The following is a 21,720-nucleotide window of genomic DNA, read 5'->3' on the forward strand; positions in this document are numbered from 1 at the left end:
AGCTCGGCGGCGCGGAGACCGGGCGCGTCACGGTGGCCGGCCAGGTCACCGCGCGCGGCGACGGTACCGGTGCGACGGTGCGCGGCGGCCTGGTGGCGGTGCAGGCGAAGGACGGGGTGGCGGTGCTCGGCGGCGCCAAGCTCGACGCCTCCGGCACCGGCGGCGGCGGCACGGTGCTCGCCGGCACCACGGGCATCGGCCGCGCGCAGAGCATGGCAAAGAGCACGGTCGTGGAGGCCGGGGCGGAGCTGCGCGCCGACGCGACCGCGCGCGGAGACGGTGGCACCATCGTCGTCAACAGCAGCGAAAGCACCTCGGTGCTCGGGCGCCTGGCCGCCCGCGGCGGGCCGGAGGGCGGCGATGGCGGCTTCATCGAGGTTTCGAGCCAGGGCGCGCTGACGCTTGGCCGCGACGTGCAGCTGGACGCGCCGGCGGGGCAGGGCGGCACGCTGCTGATCGACCCGGATGTGATCAACATCGTCGAATCCGGCGGGCTGGACGGCCAGCCGCCGACCGGCGGCGCCAATCCCGGCCTGATCGCGTTCACCGACGCGGGCACCGGCACGATCGACGTGGATGCGGCGGCGATCAACGGCTTCACCGGCGGCACGCGGGTCCTGCTGCAGGCCAACAACACGATCAACGTGAATGCGGCGATCAATCGCGAGACGGCGGGTGACGTCCTGCTCGAGACGGGCGCCGCGGCCGGCACGTCGGGCACGATCAACGTCAATCGCTCGATCATTGTCAGCGAGGGCATGCTCGGCTTCCGGACCGGCACGCTGAACATCACCAGCAACCCGGGGCAGGCAGCCGCCGTCGCATTGCTCGCCAGCACGAACGTCACTGTCACGGCCGCCACGCTGAACACGACGACGCCCGGGGCGAGCACCGTGACGATCGAGGCGCCGATCGTCTCGCTGCGCGCCAACAGCGTGAGCCTCGGCGGCAACACCACGCTGGGCGGGGCCGCGACGACGCTGGTGGAGATCGGGCCCAGCAGCGCGGCGAGCGCCCCCTTCATCCCGGCGAACACGACGACCATCAGCCTGGCGACGGGTGGCACGCTGCGGCTCGGCGAGACCTCGGCGGGCGTCCGCAACTGGACGGGGACCCCGGCGCCACCGCCGGCCGCGACCGTCACCGCCGACAGCCTGACCCTCGCCGGCGCGGGCATCCTGCGCAGCGGCACCAATGTCGAGCTGATCGCCAACAACCTGGTGCGGCTGGAAGCGCCGGTGAATGTCGGGACGGCCAGCCTGACGCTTCGCGCACGGGCCGCGGCCGGCGCGGTGCAGCAGACCGCGGCGGTCACGGCCGGCGCCTTGTCGGGGGGCGCGGGCAGCGGCGGCTTCGTCCTGGACCTCGCCACCAACGCGCTGGCCAGCCTCGGCAGCATCGCCTCGGGCGGCAACGTGCTGGTCAACAACACCGGCGCCCTGTCGGTAACGGGCGCCGTCACCGCCGCGGCCGCCGGCTCGGCGCGCATCTCGACCACGGGTGGCCTCGGCGTGACCTCGACCGGTTCGGTCACCGCCGGCTCGCTCGGCGGCACGGCTGAGGCTCCGGTGGCCGGCACCGGGCAGGTGCATCTCTGGGGCAACGGGATCGTCCTGGCCGGGCCGGTCACCGGCGGGGCGCAGGTGTCGCTGACCTCCTCGAGCAGCTTCATCGCCGCCGACCGTACCGGCAGCGTGACGCAGTCCGGTGCCGGGACCGTCACGGCCGGCGCGTTGCTCACCAGCGCGGCGAGCGTCAGCCTGCCCCTGGACGCGAACCGCATCCTCGCCGCGAACGCCTTGGCGCAGAGCGGCGCCATTGCCATCCGGTCGGATCGCGCGGTTCAGGTGCCGGAGACGAGCTTCAACGTCGCCTTTCCGGGCAATCCGGGGGCCACCTACCAGGCGCTGGGAATCAACGCCCTGTCCGGGGACGTCCGGATGGCCGCACCGGCGCTGACCGTGACCGGCCTGATCTCGGCGCAGGGCGACGCCACGCGCGAGATCGTCCTGATCGCGGACAGCCTCGCCTTCGGCAGCGCCGACCGGCTGCGGCCCGGCGCCGTCGGCACGCCCGGCACGGTCACCCTGACACGGCTGACCGCGGGCAATATCGCCGTCTTCGGCGGCAGCGGCCTGGCGGTCGGCAGCGCTGCACTCGATGCGATCGACTTCGCTTCGCGCCTGCGGATCGGCGGCGGGTTCGACGGCGCGACCCTTGCGCCGAGTGGCGTCGGCACCTCGACGGTGCAGGTCAATGGGGCCGTGAACGCCACCCTGGCCGGGATCGGCACGTTGGACCTGCGTGGCGTGAGCGTGACTCAGGCGGCGACGGCGGCAGGCATCACGGTCGCGACGCTGGAAGGCACGGCAGGCAGCGGCGGATTCTCGATTGGCGGCGACGGCAACGCCATCACGCAGTTCGGCCCCATCACCGCCGCGGGCAACAGCACCTTGCGCAACGTCGCCGGGCTCGTTGTCGGCGGGGCTGTCAATGTGGGCACGGCGACGCTGTCGCTGCGGACCAACAATGGCGGCATCTCGCAGACCCAGGCGATCACAGCCGGTACCATCGCGGCGCAGGCGACGACGACGGTCGTGCTGGACGCTGCGGCCAACAACTTTGCCAACATTGGCGAGGTCAACGCTGGCGGCGACATCCGCATTCTGACCGGCACGGGTCCGGAGAGCGTGACGGTGACCGGCGCGGTCGTGAGCACCGGCGCCGGCACCGTGCGCATCGAGACGCCGCGGCCGCTGCTGGTCTCGGCGACGGGTTCGGTGACGTCGAGCTCGCTGGGCGGCGGCAACGTGCATCTCTGGGGTCAGGACATCGCGCTGGCCGGCCCGGTGACGGGTGGCGCGTCGGTCACCTTGGTCGCCTTCGCCGGCAGCATGACGAGCACGGCCGGTGCGACGGCACCGGCCAACATCGCGCAGAGCGGCCTCGGCGCGATCACCACGCGACGGCTTGGCATCGTCGCGGTCGGGACGACGACGCTCGGGCTCGACAATGCGGTGGAGGAGGTCTCGGCGGACACAGGGGGCGCCGTGACGCTCCGCAGCACGCGCGACCTGACGACCGGCGGTGCCGTCGCGTTGTTCGTTCCCGCGACCAATGCCACGCCCAGCATTCCGGCCGGCCTGGAGACGCCCGGCCTGACGCTGAGCGCCCCGAGCCTCACCATCACGCAGGACATCACCTCCGTCGGCGGCAACGTGCTGCTGGAGGCGCGGGGCGGCACGCCGGCCGGCAGCCGGATCGCGCGCGCGGGCGGTCTGATCAGCGCGCCGAGCGCGGGAAGCAGCGTCACGCTTCGCGCGGACACGGTGCTGTTCGGCATCGGCACCGCGGTCTCCGCCAACACCACCAACGGCGCCGTCGTCCTGGAGCCCTTTAGCAACGCCACGAACCTGGTGGTGAACGCGGCGAGCGGCCTCGGGCAGATCACCGCGCAGACGCTGTCGCTGCGCAGCCTCGGTCGCGGCGCGTCGCCGGTGGCCGGGGCGGTGCAGTTCTCCGGCACGCTGGACTTCACGACGGTGGGCACGCTGGACCTGCGCGGCGCGAGCGTGACGCAGACCGGCGGCACGCTGGCGGTCGGGCGGCTGCAGGGCGCGACGACGGTGGGCGACTTCGACGTGTCGCAGTTGGGGAACGCGATCGGCACCCTCGGCCCGGTCGATGCCCAGGGCGCCGTGCGGGTTTCCACCAATGACACGCTGACGGTCGCCGGTCCGGTAAGCGGATCAGCCGTGACCCTGCAGGCCGGTGCGCTCTCGTTGACGGGCACGGTGGACACCGGAGCCGGTCTCGTGGATCTGCTGGCGTCGACGGGCGATGTGACGCAGGGCGGCGCCATCACGGCGGGGTCGCTGCGCGCGCGCGCTCTTGCCGGGTCGGTGCTGCTGGACACGGTGGCCAACGAGGTGTCGGGGGACGTGGCCGGAACGGCCGGCGTGGCGTTCCGCCTGCGCACGGCCAACGGGCTGGCCATCGGCACGGCGGGTGCCGGCAACGGCATCACCGCGCCGGGCGTGGTGGACCTGCTGGCGGATGCGGGCGACATCGCGCAGACCCGGGCGATCACGGCCGGCACCTTGCGGGCGCGGGCGCTCGCCGGGTCGGTGGTGCTGGACAGCGTCGCGAACCCCGTGCTGGGCGTGGTGGCGGGCAGCGCGGCCGGCAGCACGGCGGGTACGCCGCACGGCTTCGCCTTCCAGGACAGCAGCGGCCTGGTGGTCGGCAGCGTCGCCGGGACCGACGGGATCAGCGCGCCCGGCACCGTGCGCCTCGTCGCTACCAGCGGTTCCGTGACGCAGTCGCAGGCGATCACAGCCGGGACCATCGCGGCGGAGGCTACGACGACGGTCGTGCTGGACGCTGCGGCCAACAACTTTGCCGGCATTGGCGAGGTCAACGCTGGCGGCGACATCCGCATTCTGACCGGGACGGGGCCGGTGAGCGTGACGGTGACCGGCGCGGTCGTGAGCACCGGCGCCGGCACCGTGCGCATCGAGACGCCGCGGCCGCTGCTGGTCTCGGCGACGGGTTCGGTGACGTCGAACTCGCTGGGCGGCGGCAACGTGCATCTCTGGGGCCAGAGTATCTCGCTGGCCGGCCCGGTGACGGGCGGCAGCTCCGTCACGCTGGTCGCCTTTGGCGGCAGCCTGAACGGCACGGCGGGGTCCACGGCGCCGGCGACCATCACGCAGAGCGGGCTCGGCGTGATCACCACGCGGCGCCTCGGCGTTTCCGCCGTTGGCACCACGGATCTCGGGCTCGACAACGGTGTGGAGGAGATCTCGGCACGGTCTGCGGCGGCCGTCACGCTGCGCAGCACGCGGGACCTGGCGACCGGCGCCGCCGTGGGGATCTTCCTGCCGGAGTCCAACACGGCGTCGGCGATCCCCGCGGGCCTTGATGCGCCTGGTGTGACGCTGAGCGCGCCGAGCATTGCCGTCACGCAGAACATCACCTCGAATGGCGGCAACGTGCTGCTGGAAGCGCGGGGTGGCACGCCGACCGGCAGCAGGATCTCGCGCGCCGCGGGGCTCATCAGCGCGCCCACGGCGGGCACCGGCGTCACGCTCCGGGCGGACACCATCCAGTTCGGCATCGGCACTGCGGTGTCGGCCAACACCACCGACGGCACGGTCATCGTGGAGCCGTTCGGCAATGCCACGAACCTGGTGGTGAACGCGGCGAGCGGCCTCGGGCAGATCACCGCGCAGACGCTGTCGCTGCGCAGCCTCGGTCGCGGCGCGTCGCCGGTGGCCGGGGCGGTGCAGTTCTCCGGCACGCTGGACTTCACGACTGTGGGCACGCTGGACCTGCGCGGCGCGAGCGTCACGCAGGCCGGCGGCACGCTCTCCGTGCCGCGGCTGCAGGGCGCGACGACGGGGGGCGACTTCAATGTCTCGCAGCCCGGCAATACGATCGGGACGCTCGGCCCGGTCGATGCCCAGGGCAGCGTGAACGTCGCCAGCACCGGCACGCTGACGGTCGCCGGACCGATCACCGGCTCCCTGGTGTTCCTGCGAGCCGGTGCGCTCGCGTTGACGGGCACGGTGGACGCCTCCGGTTTGGTCCTGCTGGCATCGACCGGCGACGTGACGCAGAGCGGCGTCATCACGACGGGCGTTATGCATGTCGACGCTCCCAACGGCTCGGTGCTGCTCGACACGGTCGCCAACGAGCTGTCCGGGAACGTGGCCGGCACGGCCGGCGCGGCGTTCCGCCTGCGCACGGCCAACGGGCTGGCCGTCGGCACAGCCGGCATCGCCAACGGCATCACCGCGCCGGGCGTGGTGGACCTGCTGGCGGATGCGGGCGACATCACGCAGACCCGGGCGATCAACGCCGGCACCCTGCGGGCGCGGGCGCTCGCCGGGTCGGTGGTGCTGGACAGCGTCGCGAACCCCGTGCTGGGCGCGGTGGCGGGCAGCGCGGCCGGCAGCACGGCGGGCACGCCGCACGGCTTCGCCTTCCAGGACAGCAGCGGCCTGGTGGTCGGTAGCGTCGCCGGGACCGACGGGATCAGCGCGCCCGGCACGGTGCGCCTGGTCGCCGCCGCCGGTTCGGTGACCCAGTCGCAGGCGGTCGCCGCGGGCACGCTGACCGCGCAGGCGGCCGGCGCCGTCACGCTGGCGCATGTGGACAACGCCTTCCCGCAGATCGGGGCGGTGACGGCGGGCACTGACATCCGGCTGTTCAACGGGGCGGGTGCGGCGAGCGTGACGGTGGCCGGCGCGGTCGCAAGCACCGGGGCAGGGACCGTGCGGATCGAGACCGCGCGGGCGCTGGTGGTCTCTGCGACAGGCTCGGTGACCTCCGGCACCCTGGTCGGGCCGGATGCGGGCGTGGTCAACCTGTGGGGCCAGGACATCGCCTTGGCGGGGCCGGTCATCGGCGGCAACACCGTGAGCCTCGCCGCCTTTGGCGGCAGCCTCTCGCCGACTTTCGGTCCGGCTGTTCCGGCCAACGTGACGCAGAGCGGGCTGGGCCTGGTGTCCACCCGGCGTCTCGCGCTCGCGGCTGCAGGCGACGTCACGCTGCTCGGCGACAACCAGGTCAACAGCGTCGGCGCTTCCAACCGCGGCAACATCGCGTTCCGCTCGGTGCGCGACCTGTCGATCGTGCCCGCCATTTCGTTCCCCGCGCCCAGCGGCGGCCTGGTGAACACAGGCGGCGGCCTGACGAGCCTGTCCGGCGGCATCGTGTTGAGCGCGCCGAGCATCTCGGTCGCACAAGCGATCGCGGCCAGCGGCGGCAACGTCGACCTGACCGCCTTCGGCGGCACGCCGGCCGGCAGCACCATAACCCGCACTGCCGGGCTGGTCGGCGCGGACGGCTCCAGTCGGACGATCACCCTCACTGCGGACGCGATCCTGCTGAGCGGCGCTGGCCCGGCCATCCAGGCCAGCACCGTGGACGGCACGGTGGTGCTTCAGCCCTTCAACAACGCAACGAACCTGGTCCTCGGCGCCGGCACGAGCCTCGGGCTGATCACGGCGCGGACGCTTGAGGTGCGCAGCACGGGCAGCGGCGGTGCACCGGTGCCTGGTGCCATCGAGATCTCCGGCGTGCAGGCACTCACCAATGTGGGGGTGCTGGATCTGCGGGGTGCGAGCGTCACGCAGACCGGCGGCACGCTCTCCGTGGCGCGGCTGCAGGGCAGCGCGAGCGGCGGCGATTTCGTCGTGCAGCGGCCCGGCAACAGCATATCGACCCTGGGCGCGACGGAGGCGTCCGGGGCGGTGCGGATCGCGACGGGCGGCGCCCTGACTGTCGCTGGCAGCGTCGAGGGATTGGGCGTGACGCTGAGCGCCGGCGCGCTGGCCCTGGATGCTCCCGTGGATGCCCGGTCGGGCGTGGCGGATCTGCTGGCGACGACCGGCGACATCACGCAGTCGGCCGTGCTCACCGCAGGCGCCCTGCGGGCGCGCGCGACGCTCGGCTCCGTGCTGCTCGACGCCGCGGCGAACCGCGTGGCCGGTGAGGTGGCCGGCACCGCGGGCACGGATTTCCGTCTTCGCGACAACGACGGCATCGCCATCGGCAGCGTGGCCCCCACGGACGGCATCAGCGCGTCCGGTGGGCTGGTGGACCTGCGGGCCGATACAGGCAACGTGACGCAGACGCAGGCGATCGCGGCGGGATCGCTGCGGGTGCGGGCGCTGGATGGCGCGGTGCAGCTGGGCGGCCTCAACGCCGTGACCGGCGAGGTGGCGGGCAGCGCGGCGGGCGGCAGCAACGGCTTCGCCTTCCGCAACGGCAGCGGGCTGGCGGTGGGCAGCGTGCTCGGCACTGACGGCATCAGCGCGCCGGGCACGGTGGACCTGCGGGCGGATAGCGGCAACGTGACGCAGACGCAGGCGATCGCGGCGGGGTCGCTGCGCGCGCGGGCGCTGGCCGGCGCGGTGCAGCTGGGCGGCCTCAATGCCGTGACCGGCGAGGTGGCGGGCAGCGCGGCCGGCGGCAGCAACGGCTTCGCCTTCCGCAACGGCAGCGGGCTGGTGGTGGGCAGCGTGTCCGGCCTCGACGGGGTGAGCAACGGCATCAGCGCGCCGGGCACGGTGGACCTGCGGGCGGATAGCGGCAACGTGACGCAGACGCAGGCGATCGCGGCGGGGTCGCTGCGCGCGCGGGCGCTGGCCGGCGCGGTGGTGCTCGATCATCCGCTCAACCAGGTGACGGGCGCGGTGGCCGGCTCGGCGGCGGGCGGGACCAACGGCTTCACGCTGCGCAGCGTCACCGGCTTCGAGGTGGGCAGCGTGTCCGGCCTCGACGGGCTCAGCAACGGCATCAGCGCGCCGGGCACGGTGGACCTGCGATCGACCGCCGGCAGCATCGTCCAGACGCAAACCGTCTCCGGCGCCGCGCTGCGGGCGCGCGCCGATGCGGGATCGGTGCTTCTCCATACCGTCGCGAACCCGATCGCCGGCGATGTCGCCGGCTCGGCAGGCCTGGACTTCCGTTTCCGCGACACGGACGCGCTGAATGTCGGGATGGTGTCCGGCACGGTCGGCATCACCGCCGGTGGCGCGGTACTGCTGGCGGGCGACGCCGGCGACCTGACGCAGACGCGGATCGTCTCGTCCGCCGCGCTGGAGGCCCGCGCGCCATCCGGCGCCGTGACGCTCGACCTCGCCAACGACGTCGGCACCTTCGCCGGCCAGGCCGGCGGTGCCGTGACCTTCCGTTCCGTACGGAGCGGCGGCGTCGGGATCGGCAACGTCAGCGCGACGGCCGACAGCATCCTTCGCGGCGATTCCGGCCTCGACATCATCGGGCTGGTCGATGTGGGCGCCGCGAACCGGCTTGACCTCCGTACGGACCAGCCAGTGACCCAGCAGGTGACCGGAAGAATCATCGCCGGCACGCTCGACATCCGCGGGACGGCGGGGGGAAATGCCGGACCGGTGACGCTCGGCAGCCTCAACGACATCGGATTCTTCACCGCGGCGTCCAGCGGCGGCGTGGTCTTCGTCTCGACACGCGCCACCACCATCGGCGCCGTCACGGCCAACGGCGCCAGCACGCTGACGGGCATCGCCAGCCTGACCCTGACCGACAATCTGAATGTCGGCACCGCGAATTCGCTTGGCCTGCGCAGCAACGGTGCGGTCTCGCAGACCGGCGGGATCATGACGGCCGGCAGCCTCGACGTGCGCGAGGCCGGCGGCGGAGCGACCGGCGCAGGCACGATCACGCTGCTGCGCGACAACCAGGTCGCAGGCTTCGACGCCGCCTCGACCGGCGCCATCAGCCTGCGGTCGATGCGCTCCGCCGGGCTGGCCGTGGGGAACGTCGCGGCCGACGACGACGTCGCCGTCATCGCGCCGGCGATCGGCGTCGCCGGCCTGATCGCGACGACCGGCGCGGGTGCCGGCATCACGCTGCTCGCCGACGCCTTCACCCTGGCCAACGGCTCCCTGGCGGCCGGCCCCGCGGGCGGCACGCTCGGGACGGTCACGCTGACCCGCATCGCGGACGGCACGCTGGACATCGGGGGTGCGAATGCCAGCGGCGTGGCGGCGGTGAACCCGGGCGCCCTGCTGCGCGCCGCGCGGCTGCGCGTCGGCGGCGGCTTCGACGCGACGACCCTGGCGCCGACCGGCGACGGCAACCAATCCATCATCCTCTCCGGCACCGCCGACCTGCGCACGCCAGCGGTCGGCGTGCTGGAGCTGCGCGGGACGAGCGTGACCCAGACCGGCGGCGGGCTCGACGTGCAAGGCCTTGCGGTGCGCGCCACCGCGGGCGACGTTCAGCTCGCCACCGGCACCGGCAACCGCATCAGTGAGGTTGCCGTCCGGGCCGTGGACAGCGCCCGCGTGACCCTGCGCAGCGGCGTGTCCATGACGGTGCGGGACGACGCTGCCAGCGGCGTTGCCGGCATCCAGACCGCGACCGGGACGGATATCGCCGCGGTGACCCTGCTGGTCGGGGATGCCGTCACCACGGCGGCCACGAACACCGGGCTGGCCGTCGCGCAGCCGATCCGGGCCAACCGCATCATGCTTGTGGCCAACGACCTCGAGATCGGTGCTGCCGTGGCCGCGCCCGACCGCGCGGGATCCTCCAGCCTCGTCACGCTGCGCACGGCGGCCGAGGGGCGGCCGATCGCGCTCGGCTTCGGCACACCGGAGGCCGGCAGCATGACGCTGGCAGCGTCGGAGCTATCGCGGATCTCGCTCGGCGCGAACGGGTTGCTGCGGATCGGTGCCGTGGCGACCGACACCCGCGTCGCCGGCGGCTTCGAGGGCACGCGCACGCCGGCGGCCGGCACCATCACGCTCGGGGCGGAGACGCTGGCCTTCGGCGCGTCCGTGCCGCGGCTGGAGCTGTTCAGCGGCGGGGATATCCTGCAGCAGGGCGGTGCACTGTCGGTGGGCAAGCTCGCCGGCATCGCCGGCGGGCGGGTCGCGCTCGGCACGGAGGCGGCGCCGCGGCCGAACGGCATCGCCAGCCTGGTGCCGATCACCGAGACCGGCAGCTTCGCGGTGTCCGCACCAGACGGCATTCCGGACGTGCCCGAGACGGCCGCCGTCCTGACCGGCTTCGCTGCGACGGCCCCGGCCGCCGGCGGCTTCAGCCTGACCGCCGCGGGCAACCTGGTGGTGACGGGCGACGTGCAGACCCGCGGTACCGCCGCGCCGCTGACCATCCTCGCCTCGACCGGCATGCTGAGTGTCGCCGATGGCGTCTCGCTGCGCGCGGGGCCGCCGCCGTCCGGCAGCGCGGCCTATGGGCGCGCCGCCGAGACGCTGCGCGGTGCGGACACGCTCCGCCTTCTGGCCCAGGGCGACCTCGGCCTCGGCGCGGGCACGGTGGCCTACGGCACGGGCATCGCGGTCGGCAATTCCGAGGTCCGCTCCCAGACCGGCGCGGTCACGCTGGGCAGCGGTGCGAGGGTTGTCCTCGGCTGGGGGGCGCCGGGTGGCGGCGGCGGCGTGTTCGCGCAGTCCGGCCTGACCCTGGCGCCGACCGCGCAGGTGAATGCCTTCGCGGCCGGGTCGGGCGCCGACATCGGCGTGGGCACCGGCGCGGGCCTTGTCGTGGCAACCCAGGTGCAGGCCGGCACCGGCATCGCGCTGCAGGGCGAGATCCGCGCCGGTGGCGCGGTCGGCACGACCTCCGGCACCATCTCCGGCCCGGGCACGCTGGTGGCCGGCTCGGCGAGGCGGGTTGGCAGCATCGGCAGCATCTTCCTCGACGGCTGCGCGTGCGACGTGCAGGACTTCGCGGCGTCGGGCGATGCCGTTCTCGGCAGCCTGCAGGGCACGAGCCTCCGCGTGGCCAACCGCCTCGCGGTCGCTGGTGCGGTGACCGTCTCCGGCGACATCACGGTCGGCGGCAGCGGCCTGCTGGTCGCCGCTGGCAGTGTCACCGCCGGCGGCTCCGTGACCAACGCGGGCACGCTGGTGGCCGGCAACGTGACCGCGCAAGGCGGGGACGTCGTCAACACCGGACTGATCGAAGGCGCGCAGTTCCAGCCCTTCGCGGGGCCCGCCGTGGTCGCCGGCATCGTGCCGGTGAACGAGGTGCAGGTGACGCTGCTCGGGCGCACCTTCACGGCCCAGAGCCAGAACCTGACCGTCTTCGCCGGCAGCACCCTGAACAACGCCGCCGGGACGATGGCGGCGCAGACCGCCGCGGCGCAGCCCGGTGCCGCCGCCATGCCGGCTGCGGCGAGCTTCGGCGCCACCGTCCAGGCCCGCTCCAATCTGGTGCTCACCAGCGGCAGCGGCGCGATAATCGGCCAGCCGGGCAGCACCTACGCCGCGACGGGCGACATCGCTGCGACGGCTGGTACGGCGGCTGGGCCGGGCGGCATGGCGCTCGCGGGCATGATGCAGGCCGGCAACGGCGCGCGCGTCGAACTGCGCGCCCAGCGCGGCGACCTGGCGCAGACCGGTGGCGCCATCCTCCTGCCGGGCGGACAAATCTCCCTGCTCGCGGATGCCGGCAGCGTCCTCCAGGAGACGGGAGCACGGATCGAGGCTGCCCGCCTGACGGCGCGCGCCTCCGGCGCCATCCAGATGGCGGGCAACAACAGGATCGGCACGATCGACGCCGTGACGGCCGGCGGGGCGGTGACGCTGAACCTCGCCGGGACGCCGGTGACGCTGCTCGGCCCGCTCGACGCGGCCTCCGTCTCCGTGGTGGCGGACGGCGCGGTGACACTGCCCGGCACCAGCATCACCGCGCGGTCGGGCAGCGCCGCAATCCGGGGCGGCGCCAGCCTCACGGCCAACGGCGTGACCGCGACGGCGCCCGGCACGCTGACGCTCGCGGCCGATGGAAGCGGCGGCCTGCTGCGCCTGGTGGGCGGCAACTACACGGCGGAATACGTCGTGCTGGCGGCTGGCCCGGCGGGCGACACTGGCGGCATCGTCGACATGGCGGGCACCTCCTTCCGGCTCGGGACCGCGATGCTGGCAGCCGGCGGCGGCGGCGTCTCGATGACGGGATCGAGTGCCACCAGCGTCGTGCCGCGCGATGCGGGCGCGCTGCCGCTCGTCATCCTGGAGACGCGGCGGAGCCCGACGGCCCTTCGCGGCCTTGCGCCCTCGGTCTTCACGCCTCCCACGCGCGACGTCCCTGCGCTCGATCCCGCGCAGCAGGTCTGGCAGGTGGCAACCCAGCGACGGGCCCTGCCGCCCAACGCGCTCGTCTTCGGCGTGGCCGACGGCAGCGGCGCTGCGACGTCCAACCCGGCCGGCGCTGTGCTGCTCAACCTGGATGCCGGGCAGTCGCCGCTGTTCCTGCTGCTCGATGGCGGGACGGCCAGCGGCAGCCTGATCGCCGGCCGCCTGGGCGTGCATGGCGAACCGGCGGTCACAGTGCCGGGCACCCTCGCGCTCGACCTCACCGGCTCGCTCAACGGCCTCGACGGGAGCGCCGCGGCGCAGTCCGGACGCGTGACCACGACCTCGCCGAGCGAGCAGGCGCTCTACCGCATGAACGGCTGCGTGCTCGACACCATCAACTGCATCGCCCCGTCCATCGTGCAGCCGGTGCTGCTGCCGCTGCCGGACCGCGTGGACATCCGGTCCGACGCGCCGGCGCTGGACCCCGACGTGCTGCTGCCGAACATCGCCGAGGAGGACTACTGAGCATGTCCCCGCGCCGATCCCCGCTGCTCGCCGCGGCCGCTTTGGCGGGGTTGCTCGGCGCCTGCACCGTGCCGCCGCCGGAAGCCTACACCAGCCTGTCCGGGACCAGGACAGCCGAGTCCCGTCCGGCGGGCCCCGATGCCCGGGGCGAGAACTGCATCGCGCAGCCCGGCCGTGCGCCGGTGCTCGACCTGCCGGTGACCGCCGCGCAGGAGGTTTTCTGCGGTGGCTGGACGCAGCCTTCCGCGCGCATCTACGCGCTGCGTGGCAGCAGCACCGGCGCGGAGCTCGACCAGATCGCCGCCGGCGGCATCTGGCGCCGCTGGGTGGAGGAGCGCGTGACCTGCGGCGCGGTCGAGCAAACGCGGCTGGTCGACGGCACGCCGGCGGTGGTTCTCCGGTGCACGCGTCGCCAGGGCGGTTGGCCGCATGTCGCCGTGGTGACGCAGGGCGCGAACGGGCCTGTGGTGGCCGACGGCATCCCGAGCGCCCTGCCGGTGATGGAACGGCTGGCCCGCGGCATCGCCCCGCCGGCCGCGGGCACCGCCACGGCCCGGTCGGACGCGCTGCAGATCGAGGTGGTGCGGCTGTCCTCGCGCGCCTTCGGCTCCAACGACATCCGCGACTACGAGCGTGCCATGGCGCTCGGCCAGGAACTCAACATCGCCGAGGACTATGCTGGCGCCGAGGACGCCTATCGCGCCGCCCTGGCCATCCAGGAGCGCGTGCTGGGCGCCGGCAACCCGAACACCGTCGGCCCGCTGGTCCACCTGGCGCTGAACCTGTCGAACCAGCACCGCTTCCGCGAGGCGGACGTGCTGTTCCAGCGCGCGGGCGGGCTGGTGCGCGGTGCGGCCGATCCCCTGGCGCCGGCGCGGCTGCTGCATTATCGCGGCCTGCATGCCCTGAACCAGGGCCGCTATGGCGATGCCGGCAATCTGCTGGCGCAGGCCGAGACGCTCTACCAGGGCTTCGTGCCGGCCAGCCTGCTAGGGCGCAGCGCGCCGGACAGCCTGTCCGGGACGGGGCTGGCCAGCCCGACGACGCAGAGCGCGGTGATGGGCCTTGCGGAGGTGCGGCGCGCCCGCGCCACCGTGCTGGCGCGCAGCGGCGCCGGGGACGAAGCGATCGCGCTGAACAGCAGCGCGCGAGACCTGCTGCGGCGGGTCAGCTTCGACCGCGGCGTCATCACCGGGCGTTCGCTGCGGACGGAGGCGGCGGCACTCGGCTCCGGCCGCAACCCGGGACGGGCCGGCGATCTGCTGGAGCAGGCGGCCCTTCGCATCGGCCAGTCGGCGCCGGGCCAGCAGCGTGCGGAAGCGCGCACCCTCTTCCTTGCCGGCCAGCAGCGCCTTGAGGCCGGGCGCACCGAGGCGGCCCTGGCGAATTTCCGCGCCGGCGCGGCGATCCTGCGCGAGCGGCGGCTGTCCCTCGAGCCCGACCAGGTGCTGGCCTATCTCGACGCGCTGGCCGCGCAGGCGGCGCGCGACCCTGCCGCGGCGCCGGCGCTGCAGCGCGAGATGTTCGGCGCCGTGCAGTTCGCCCAGCGCGGCCAGACCGTGCGCTTCGTGACGCAATCCGCTGCGCGGCTGGCGGCCGGCGGCGGCGATGCCCGCGCTTCGGATGCGGTGCGCCGGCTGCAGGACATCGACCGCGAGCTGCGCGAGATGTTCGCGGTCCGTGATGCGCTGGGCGCCACGGCCAGCCCGACGGCGCGCGCCGACCTCGACCGCCGCATCGATGAACGTCTGCGCGCGCGGGAAGAGACCGAGAGCGAGGTCGCGGCCGCGGCGCCGGGCTACCGGCAGTTGCTGCTCGGCGCGGTGACGGCCGGCGATGCGGCCGCGGTGCTCGCGCCGCGGGAAGTCATGGTGCAGATCCTGCTGGGCGCCCGGCATGGCTACACCCTCGCCGTGCGTCCTGATGGCAGCGTGCTGGCGCGCCGGATCGACCTGGGTGACGGAGCGGCGGCGACGCTCGTGGCGCGCATCCGCAGCGGCATCGACCAGCCCGCGGTCCGCGGTGCCCGGGGCTTCGATACCGCGGCCGCGCATGAGCTCCATGCGAAGCTGTTCGGCCCGGTGGCGCCGGCCCTCGAGGGCGCGGAACGCCTGACCGTCATCCCGGACGGCCCGCTGCTGGCGATCCCCTTCGGCCTGCTGCTCGCGGAACCTGCCGATCCGGCCGCGCTCGGCCGCGCCGCCTGGCTGGTGCGCCGGCACGCCATTGTGCACGCCACCTCCGCCCAGGCCGTGGTGACGTTGCGGAACCTGTCGCCCGCCTCCGCCGCGCCGCGCGCCTATGTCGGCTTCGGCGACTTCGACCCGCCGAGCGCGGCCCAGCTGGCGCGCAGCTTCCCGGCCGACCGCTGCGCGGAGGATGCCCGGCTGGCGGCTGGCCTGGTGCGCCTGCCCGGCACGCGGGAGGAGGTGCGCATCGCCGCGCAGCTCGCGCGCGCCGACGCGCGCTCGACGTATTTCGGCACGGCCTTCACCCGTGCGGGGCTGCGCGCGGCCGATCTCGGAACGCACCGCATCATCCACCTGGCGACCCACGCGCTGCTGCCGGGCGAGCTGAGCTGCGTGACCGAGCCCTCGGTCGTGCTGACGCCGCTGCCCGGCGCGCCGGACGCCGCCAGTGCCTTCCTGCGCGCGAGCGAAGTGCTGGACATGCGCCTCGACGCCGATCTGGTGATCCTCTCCGCCTGCAACACGGCGGGCCCGGCTTCCGGCGTGGCCGGCGCGGCGGGCAGCGCGGGCGAGGCGCTCTCGGGCCTGGCGCGATCCTTCTTCTACGCGGGCGCGCGGGGGCTGCTGGTAACGCATTGGCCGGCGGTGGACCAGGCGGCGGCGATCACCGTCGCCGACATGATGCGCCGGCAGGAAGCCGGTGCGGATTCGGCCACCGCGCTGCGCGGCGCGCAACTGGTGCTGCTGGACGAGGCCGGGCGCGGCCTGCCGGAGTTCTACGCGCATCCCTACTACTGGGCAGGCTTCGCGCTGATCGGGGACGGGCGCCGCGGTGCTCCGGGCCGGGTGGCTGCGGCGGGGCAGGCTGCGCCGGCCATGTGAGCCGGCGGTCCCGCTGCGGGCAGGACCACGCCGGCGCCACGGCGCCGATCGCACGGTAGCGACCGGCGCCGTATCGCGGGCCACCAAGTGTCGCCTGGGGTCCTTCATCCTCGCGGGACCCGCTCATCCATGCCCGCGTGCTTCATCGTCCAGCCCATCCACCCTGCGGGCCTCGAACGGCTGCGTGCGGGTGGCGTGACGCCACGCATCGCCGGCGCTCCCGACATGGCCGCCGTCGCGCGGGAGATGCCGTGCTGGACGCGATGGCCACGGATGCGGCTGCCCCGCTCAAGGTCAGCTGCGATCGTGGCGTCGTCCCTGGCCCGCCGATTCACGCCGTCCGCCGTGCCCACCTTCGGCGTGCACACGCAGGGCGATCGCCGGCGCTAGCCCGCAGCGGCCCGTCCTCGGCGTCGCGAAACGGCGCCAAAAAGGGCGTGCATAGGCAGCATCGCCGCCACGAGCGCGGCGGTGAACAGCAGCGGCGTCGCGGCGGTGCCGGTCCGGTCCTGCAGCCACCCGGCCGCGGGCGGCATCAGCGCATGGCCCAGGTAGAGCCAGGTGTAGAACAGGCCCATGCCGACCGAGCGGCTTTCCGGCCGCAGTGCCTGGGCCGGCATCGCCATGACGACGCCCACCGGCAGGCCCATCATCAGCCCGGCGGCGAGCAGCACCGCCCCGGGCGGCAGGCTGACCTGCGCCAGCCCGACGAGGCAGAGCGCCCAGCCCAGGGCGCCGACGGCCAGCAGCACGGCCGGTCGCCGCAGCGACTGTGCGAGCATGCCGCCCGCCTGGACGGAGAGCACGCTGAGCCAGGTCGCGGCGCCGATGGTCGTCGCGGCCTGCGCGACACTCTGGCCTTCGGCCGTCAGGAAGCTCGGCGCGAAGCCGAACATCACGGCGAAGGCGCCGTTGAAGATCCCCCAGATGGCGCCGGCGATGCAGACCAGTACGACCTCCGTGGCCGAGATGCGCCCGGCAGGCGCGACGGTGCCGCCATCGTTCGGATGCTTCACGTAGCCCAGGCCGACCAGCAGCAGCGCCGCCATCGCGAGCGCCGCCGTGGCAGCGAGGCCGGCGCTCCAGCCCGCCGCCACAGCCAGCGGTCCGAGCAGGAGCGTGGCGAACCCGACGCCAATCGGGAAGGAATTCACGAACACCGCCATCGCCAGCACGATCTCCCGCCGGCCGGCGAACCAGTCCGTCACCATCTTCGCCATCACGACATTCAGCAGCACGCCGCCCAGGCCGGACAGCAGGCGGCCCGCCATGAGCGTGACGAGGCCGGAGGCGAACGCCGTCAGCACCCCGCCGAGCAGCATCAGCACGAGGCCGGCGCCGACCACGCGCTTGTCGCCGAAGCGCCGCCCCAGCGCCCCGCCGGGCAGCGCGAGCGCCAGCCCGGGGAGGAAATACAGCCCGATCAGCGTGCCGAGGTCGGCGTAGGAGAGCCCGAGCTGCGCCACGAGTTCCGGCGAGACGGAGGCAATGGACTGGAACTGGAAGCCGAGGCTGACCCGGGCCGTCGTCAGCACGGCCAGCGCTCGCCAGTGATCCTGCATGACCTGCCGCGCCCCCGCTCAGCTCCTCGCCTTGAACGCGGCGTAGCGGGCCTTGGTCGCGGCATCCGGCGGGTAGGTGCCGTCGAGCGGTGCGCCGGCGGCGATCTCGCGCTGGATCCACTCTTCGAGGGCGAGCTTCTCTGCGGCCTCGACTGCGACCGCCTCGGCGATGGCGCGGGGAATGCAGACCACGCCGCAGTCGTCGCCGACCATCACGTCGTCCGGGAAGATCGCGACGTTCCCGATGCCGACCGGCAGCTCGCGATCCACCACCATCACCACGGCACCCGAGGGCACGGGGGCGGAGCCCCCGGCATGGAAGACCGGGAGCGGCAGGGCGGCAACCGCGGGCAGGTCGGCCACGCCGGTGTCCACCACCGCCCCCGCCACGCCGCGCAGCCCGAGCGCCGTCGCGATGATATCGCCCAGCACGGAGACATGCGCCGCGCCGCCGGTGGCGCAGACCAGCACGGCGCCGGGCGGCGTCGCGGCGAGGAAGGCGCGGTGCAAGTTCGGCGCCTCGCCGCGCGCCGTCGCATCGCGCAGGTCCTCCCGCACGGGGATGGCGCGCACCGTGTAGGCGGGCCCGACCATCCGCGGCGCGGCGGGGTTGGCGGGAGCCACGCCGTGCAGGAACCGGCTGCGCAGCCCGCGCGCATACAGCACGGCCGACAGAGCGGGAACCGGGATCGCGGCGAGCGCGGTGCGCAGTGCGTCGGGCAGGGGTGTCATTGCGAAGCGGCCTCCCTGCGGCCAAGCTGGCCGCGCAGACGCGAGAGGGTGGCACATGGCGGAGCCTGCGAAGAAGCCGTTCATCGAGCAGAACGTGGTGTGGCTCTACACCGACGACCTGGATCGGCTCGCGGCCTTCTACCGCGACGTGATCGAACTGCCGGAGGTGCTGGACCAGGGCGTCTGCCGGGTGTTCCAGGTGAGCCCGACGGGGTTCCTCGGCGTCTGCAACAAGGAAGGCCGGCCGCGCGGGACGAAGGGGATGATGTTCACCTTCCTCGTCGAGGACGTCGAGGCCGCCTACGCCTACTACAAGGCCAAGGGCGTCCAGTTCGACGGGCCGCCCAACATGCTCGGCGGACGCACGGTCTATTCCTGCTTCTTCAAGGACCCCGAGGGCTACTGGCTTGAGATCCAGGAGTTCAACGAGCCGCGCTGGCCCTATCCGCCGGGCCGCGGACCGCGGCGCGGATAGCGCGTCAGGGATACTGCAGCACGATGTCGCGCCCGATCTCGTCGGCCTGTCGCTCGGCGCGGGCGCGCCATTCGCGCATCAGCGGGCTGTCCATCTGGGCGGCGATGAAGTCCATCGAGTCCGGGGCAAGCGCGACGCCGTAGGTGACGTAGCGGCTGCACATGGGCGCCATCGCGGCATCAGCGAAGCAGAAGCTCTCGCCCAGCAGGTAGGGCCCGCCGAACCGCGCGCGGGCGTCGCGCCACATCGCCTCCAGCCGCTCGGTGCCGGCGCGCACGCCGGGACGGTTCATCAGCTTGACGTTGGAGGGCAGGCCGTCGCGCACTGGCCAGCGCTTGATGAGGTTCATCGGCAGGCCGTTGCGAACCTCGTCGAAATGGCTGTGCACCTCGGCCGCCAGGCAGCGGGCATAGGCGCGGCTCGCCGGCTCCTGTGGCCAGATCGCGCAGGACGGGTCGCGTTCCCACAGCCATTCGGCGATGGCCAGGCTGTCCCAGAGCACCGTCCCGTCCACATGCAGCGCCGGCACGCGGCCGGAGGGACTGACGGCCTTCAGCTTCCCCGGGCTGTCGGGGCGCGAGAGGAAGATGGTGCGTTCCTCCACGGAGAGGCCGCCGAGCCGGCAGGCCATCCAGCCGACCACCGACCACGAGGAAGACCAGGCGCTGCCGAGGTAAAGCACGGGTGTCGTCATGCCCGGCATGTTGCGCGCGGGCGCATCGTCCGCGCAACATGGCGTGATACCGGAGAGACCGCATGACGCCGCGCCGCGCGCTGATCGCCGCCACAGCCCTGACCCTCGCCGCGCCCGCCGCGCTGCACGCCCAGACCGCCTATCCGACGCGGCCCATCCGCTTCGTCGTGCCCTGGCCGCCCGGCGGGGCGACGAGCAACATCGCGCGCATCGTCGGCGACGCGATGTCGGCGCAGCTCGGCCAGCCTGTGGTGCTGGACCATCGGCCGGGCGCGGGTGGGGCCATCGGGTCGGAGAACGTCGCGAAGTCGCCGGCGGATGGCTACAGCATCCTGATCGCTGGCGCGGGGACCTTCTTCCGCCCGGTGATCGAGCGCGACGTTCCCTTCGACCCGTCGAAGGATTTCGGCTTCGTCGGCCCGATCGGCGACGGCCCCTTCGCGCTGGTCGTGCGCAACGGCGTGCCCGGCACGCTGCCGGAGTTCATCGCCTTCGCGAAGGCGCGCGCGGGCCAGCTGAACTTCGCCTCCTCCGGCCAGGGCGCGACCAGTCACCTGACGGCGGAGGCGTTCAACGTCGCCGCCGGCATCCAGGCGACGCATGTGCCCTACCGCGGCTCCGCCCCGGCGATGACCGACCTCGTCGCCGGCCGGGTGGACTACTACTTCGACGCCTTCAGCACGGTGCTGGAGAATGTGCGCGCCGGCCGCATCCAGATCATGGGCGTGACGACGCCCGTGCGGGCCGCGCAGGCCCCAGACATCCCGACGCTGATCGAAGCGGGGCTGCCGGGCTTCTCCATCGCGCCATGGTGGGGGATCGTCGGCCCCGCCGGGATGCCGGAAGCCGCCGTCGCCCGCCTCTCCGCCGCGCTGGAACGCGCCCTGGCCCAGCCTGCCGTGGTGGAGGCGCTGTCCCAGCAGGGCTGCCGGGCCTTCTTCCTGCCGCCCGCCGCCTTCGGCGATTATGTACGCGCCGAGGACGCCAAGTGGACCCGCGTGATCGAGGCTGCGGGCCTGCGCGTGCGCTGACGGGCAGGGGAGGGGGGGGCGCGCCCCCTCAATAGCCGCGCGCCGGGTCCACCCGGTTCGGTGCCGGTCGCCCGGCCTGCAATTCCGCCAGGTTGTGCAGCAGGATGTCGAGCGTCCGGTCGTTGTAGGTGGCCGGATCGTCCGATGAGACATGCGGCACGACCATCAGGTTGGGCGTGCGCCACAGGCGGCTGTCGGGCGGCAGCGGCTCGGGCACCGTGACATCGGTGATGGCGCCGTCCAGGTGGCCGCTGTCGAGCAGGTCGCAGACCGCGTCCTGATCCCACACCGCGCCGCGCGCCATGTTCACCACCTTGGCGCCTCGCGGCAGCAGGCGCAGGCGACGCGCATCGAGCAATCCCCGCGTGGCCGGCGTGAGCGGGCAGGCCAGCAGCAGGAACTCCGCCTGCGGCAGCACGGCGTCCAGCCCGTCCGTGCCGTGCACCTCCGCGCAGTCCGGATGCGCGCCGGCACTGGCCCGCACGCCGAGGACCCGCATCCCGAAGGCGCGCGCCTGGCGGGCCGCGGCGCCGCCCAGGCTGCCGAGCCCGACGATGCAGACGGTCCGGCCCGCCAGCACCGATCCGAAGCGGGACTCCCACCGCCCTTCGCGCTGCTGCGTTGCGAAGCGCGGCATGTGGGAGGCGAGCATGAGCAGGGCCATGATGGCGAACTCGCCGGCCTTCGCGGCATGCGTGCCGCGGTTGTTGAGCAGCACCACGTTTTCGGGAAGCCAGTCGAAGGGGGCCAGCCGATCGAGGCCGGCCGAAGTACAGGCCACAACCCTGAGGTGTGGTGCCGCGTGCGGTAAGGCGCCGGGCGGGAAACGAGCTTTCACTACTTTCGTCCAGGTCAACAATACTTCGGCGTCCTGCATCGCGGCGGCGAAGCCGGCATCGTCCTCGGCGAAGCTGACATCGAGGCGCCCGAGGGCCGGGCCGCGTGCCACGGCGGCCTGCCACTGCGCCGGCGTGACGGCGAAAAGCCGGTCATCCGGCGGATTCTGAACGTGTATTCGCATGCCGGACAGC

The 21,720-nt window shown here is 73.7% G+C and carries 8 protein-coding genes; 4 read left to right on the top strand and 4 right to left on the bottom strand.

The window, feature by feature from the left end; genetic code table 11:
- Nucleotides 1–32: 32 nt before the first annotated feature.
- Both OZN99_RS03490 and OZN99_RS03495 read left to right on the top strand, forming a co-directional pair.
- Complete coding sequence (locus tag OZN99_RS03490) at nucleotides 33–13,124, top strand: hypothetical protein (RefSeq protein ID WP_270933782.1); 13,092 nt, start codon at nucleotides 33–35, stop codon at nucleotides 13,122–13,124.
- A 2-nt stretch (nucleotides 13,125–13,126) separates the two neighbouring features.
- Nucleotides 13,127–16,195, top strand: a complete 3,069-nt coding sequence (locus OZN99_RS03495) for a CHAT domain-containing protein (protein ID WP_270933783.1) — start codon at nucleotides 13,127–13,129, stop codon at nucleotides 16,193–16,195.
- A 386-nt stretch (nucleotides 16,196–16,581) separates the two neighbouring features.
- On the opposite strand, the gene OZN99_RS03500 is transcribed toward OZN99_RS03495, so the two are convergent.
- The gene (locus OZN99_RS03500) at nucleotides 16,582–17,757 is read right to left on the bottom strand and encodes an MFS transporter (protein WP_270933784.1); all 1,176 of its coding nucleotides are present in this window, start codon (nucleotides 17,755–17,757) and stop codon (nucleotides 16,582–16,584) included.
- Between the two features lie 18 nt (nucleotides 17,758–17,775).
- A complete protein-coding gene (locus OZN99_RS03505) occupies nucleotides 17,776–18,489 on the bottom strand; it encodes an RraA family protein (protein ID WP_270933785.1) in 714 nt (237 codons plus the stop codon).
- 55 nt (nucleotides 18,490–18,544) lie between these two features.
- Here OZN99_RS03505 and OZN99_RS03510 point away from each other — a divergent pair, with 55 nt between their 5' ends.
- Entirely contained in the window at nucleotides 18,545–18,964 is a 420-nt protein-coding gene (locus OZN99_RS03510) for a VOC family protein (protein WP_270933786.1), read from the top strand.
- Nucleotides 18,965–18,968: 4 nt separating this feature from the next.
- Here OZN99_RS03510 and OZN99_RS03515 read toward each other — a convergent pair whose 3' ends face one another.
- On the bottom strand, nucleotides 18,969–19,658 hold the full coding sequence (locus tag OZN99_RS03515; protein ID WP_270933787.1) for a glutathione S-transferase N-terminal domain-containing protein: 690 nt from the start codon (nucleotides 19,656–19,658) through the stop codon (nucleotides 18,969–18,971).
- A 62-nt stretch (nucleotides 19,659–19,720) separates the two neighbouring features.
- Between OZN99_RS03515 and OZN99_RS03520 the strand changes: the two genes are divergently transcribed.
- Nucleotides 19,721–20,689, top strand: a complete 969-nt coding sequence (locus tag OZN99_RS03520; protein WP_270933788.1) for a Bug family tripartite tricarboxylate transporter substrate binding protein — start codon at nucleotides 19,721–19,723, stop codon at nucleotides 20,687–20,689.
- A 28-nt stretch (nucleotides 20,690–20,717) separates the two neighbouring features.
- On the opposite strand, the gene OZN99_RS03525 is transcribed toward OZN99_RS03520, so the two are convergent.
- Nucleotides 20,718–21,710, bottom strand: a complete 993-nt coding sequence (locus OZN99_RS03525; protein WP_270933789.1) for an NAD(P)-dependent oxidoreductase — start codon at nucleotides 21,708–21,710, stop codon at nucleotides 20,718–20,720.
- Nucleotides 21,711–21,720: the final 10 nt, after the last annotated feature.

It is taken from the genome of Falsiroseomonas oryzae, from assembly GCF_027856955.1.
In the GTDB taxonomy this organism is placed as follows: domain Bacteria; phylum Pseudomonadota; class Alphaproteobacteria; order Acetobacterales; family Acetobacteraceae; genus Falsiroseomonas; species Falsiroseomonas oryzae.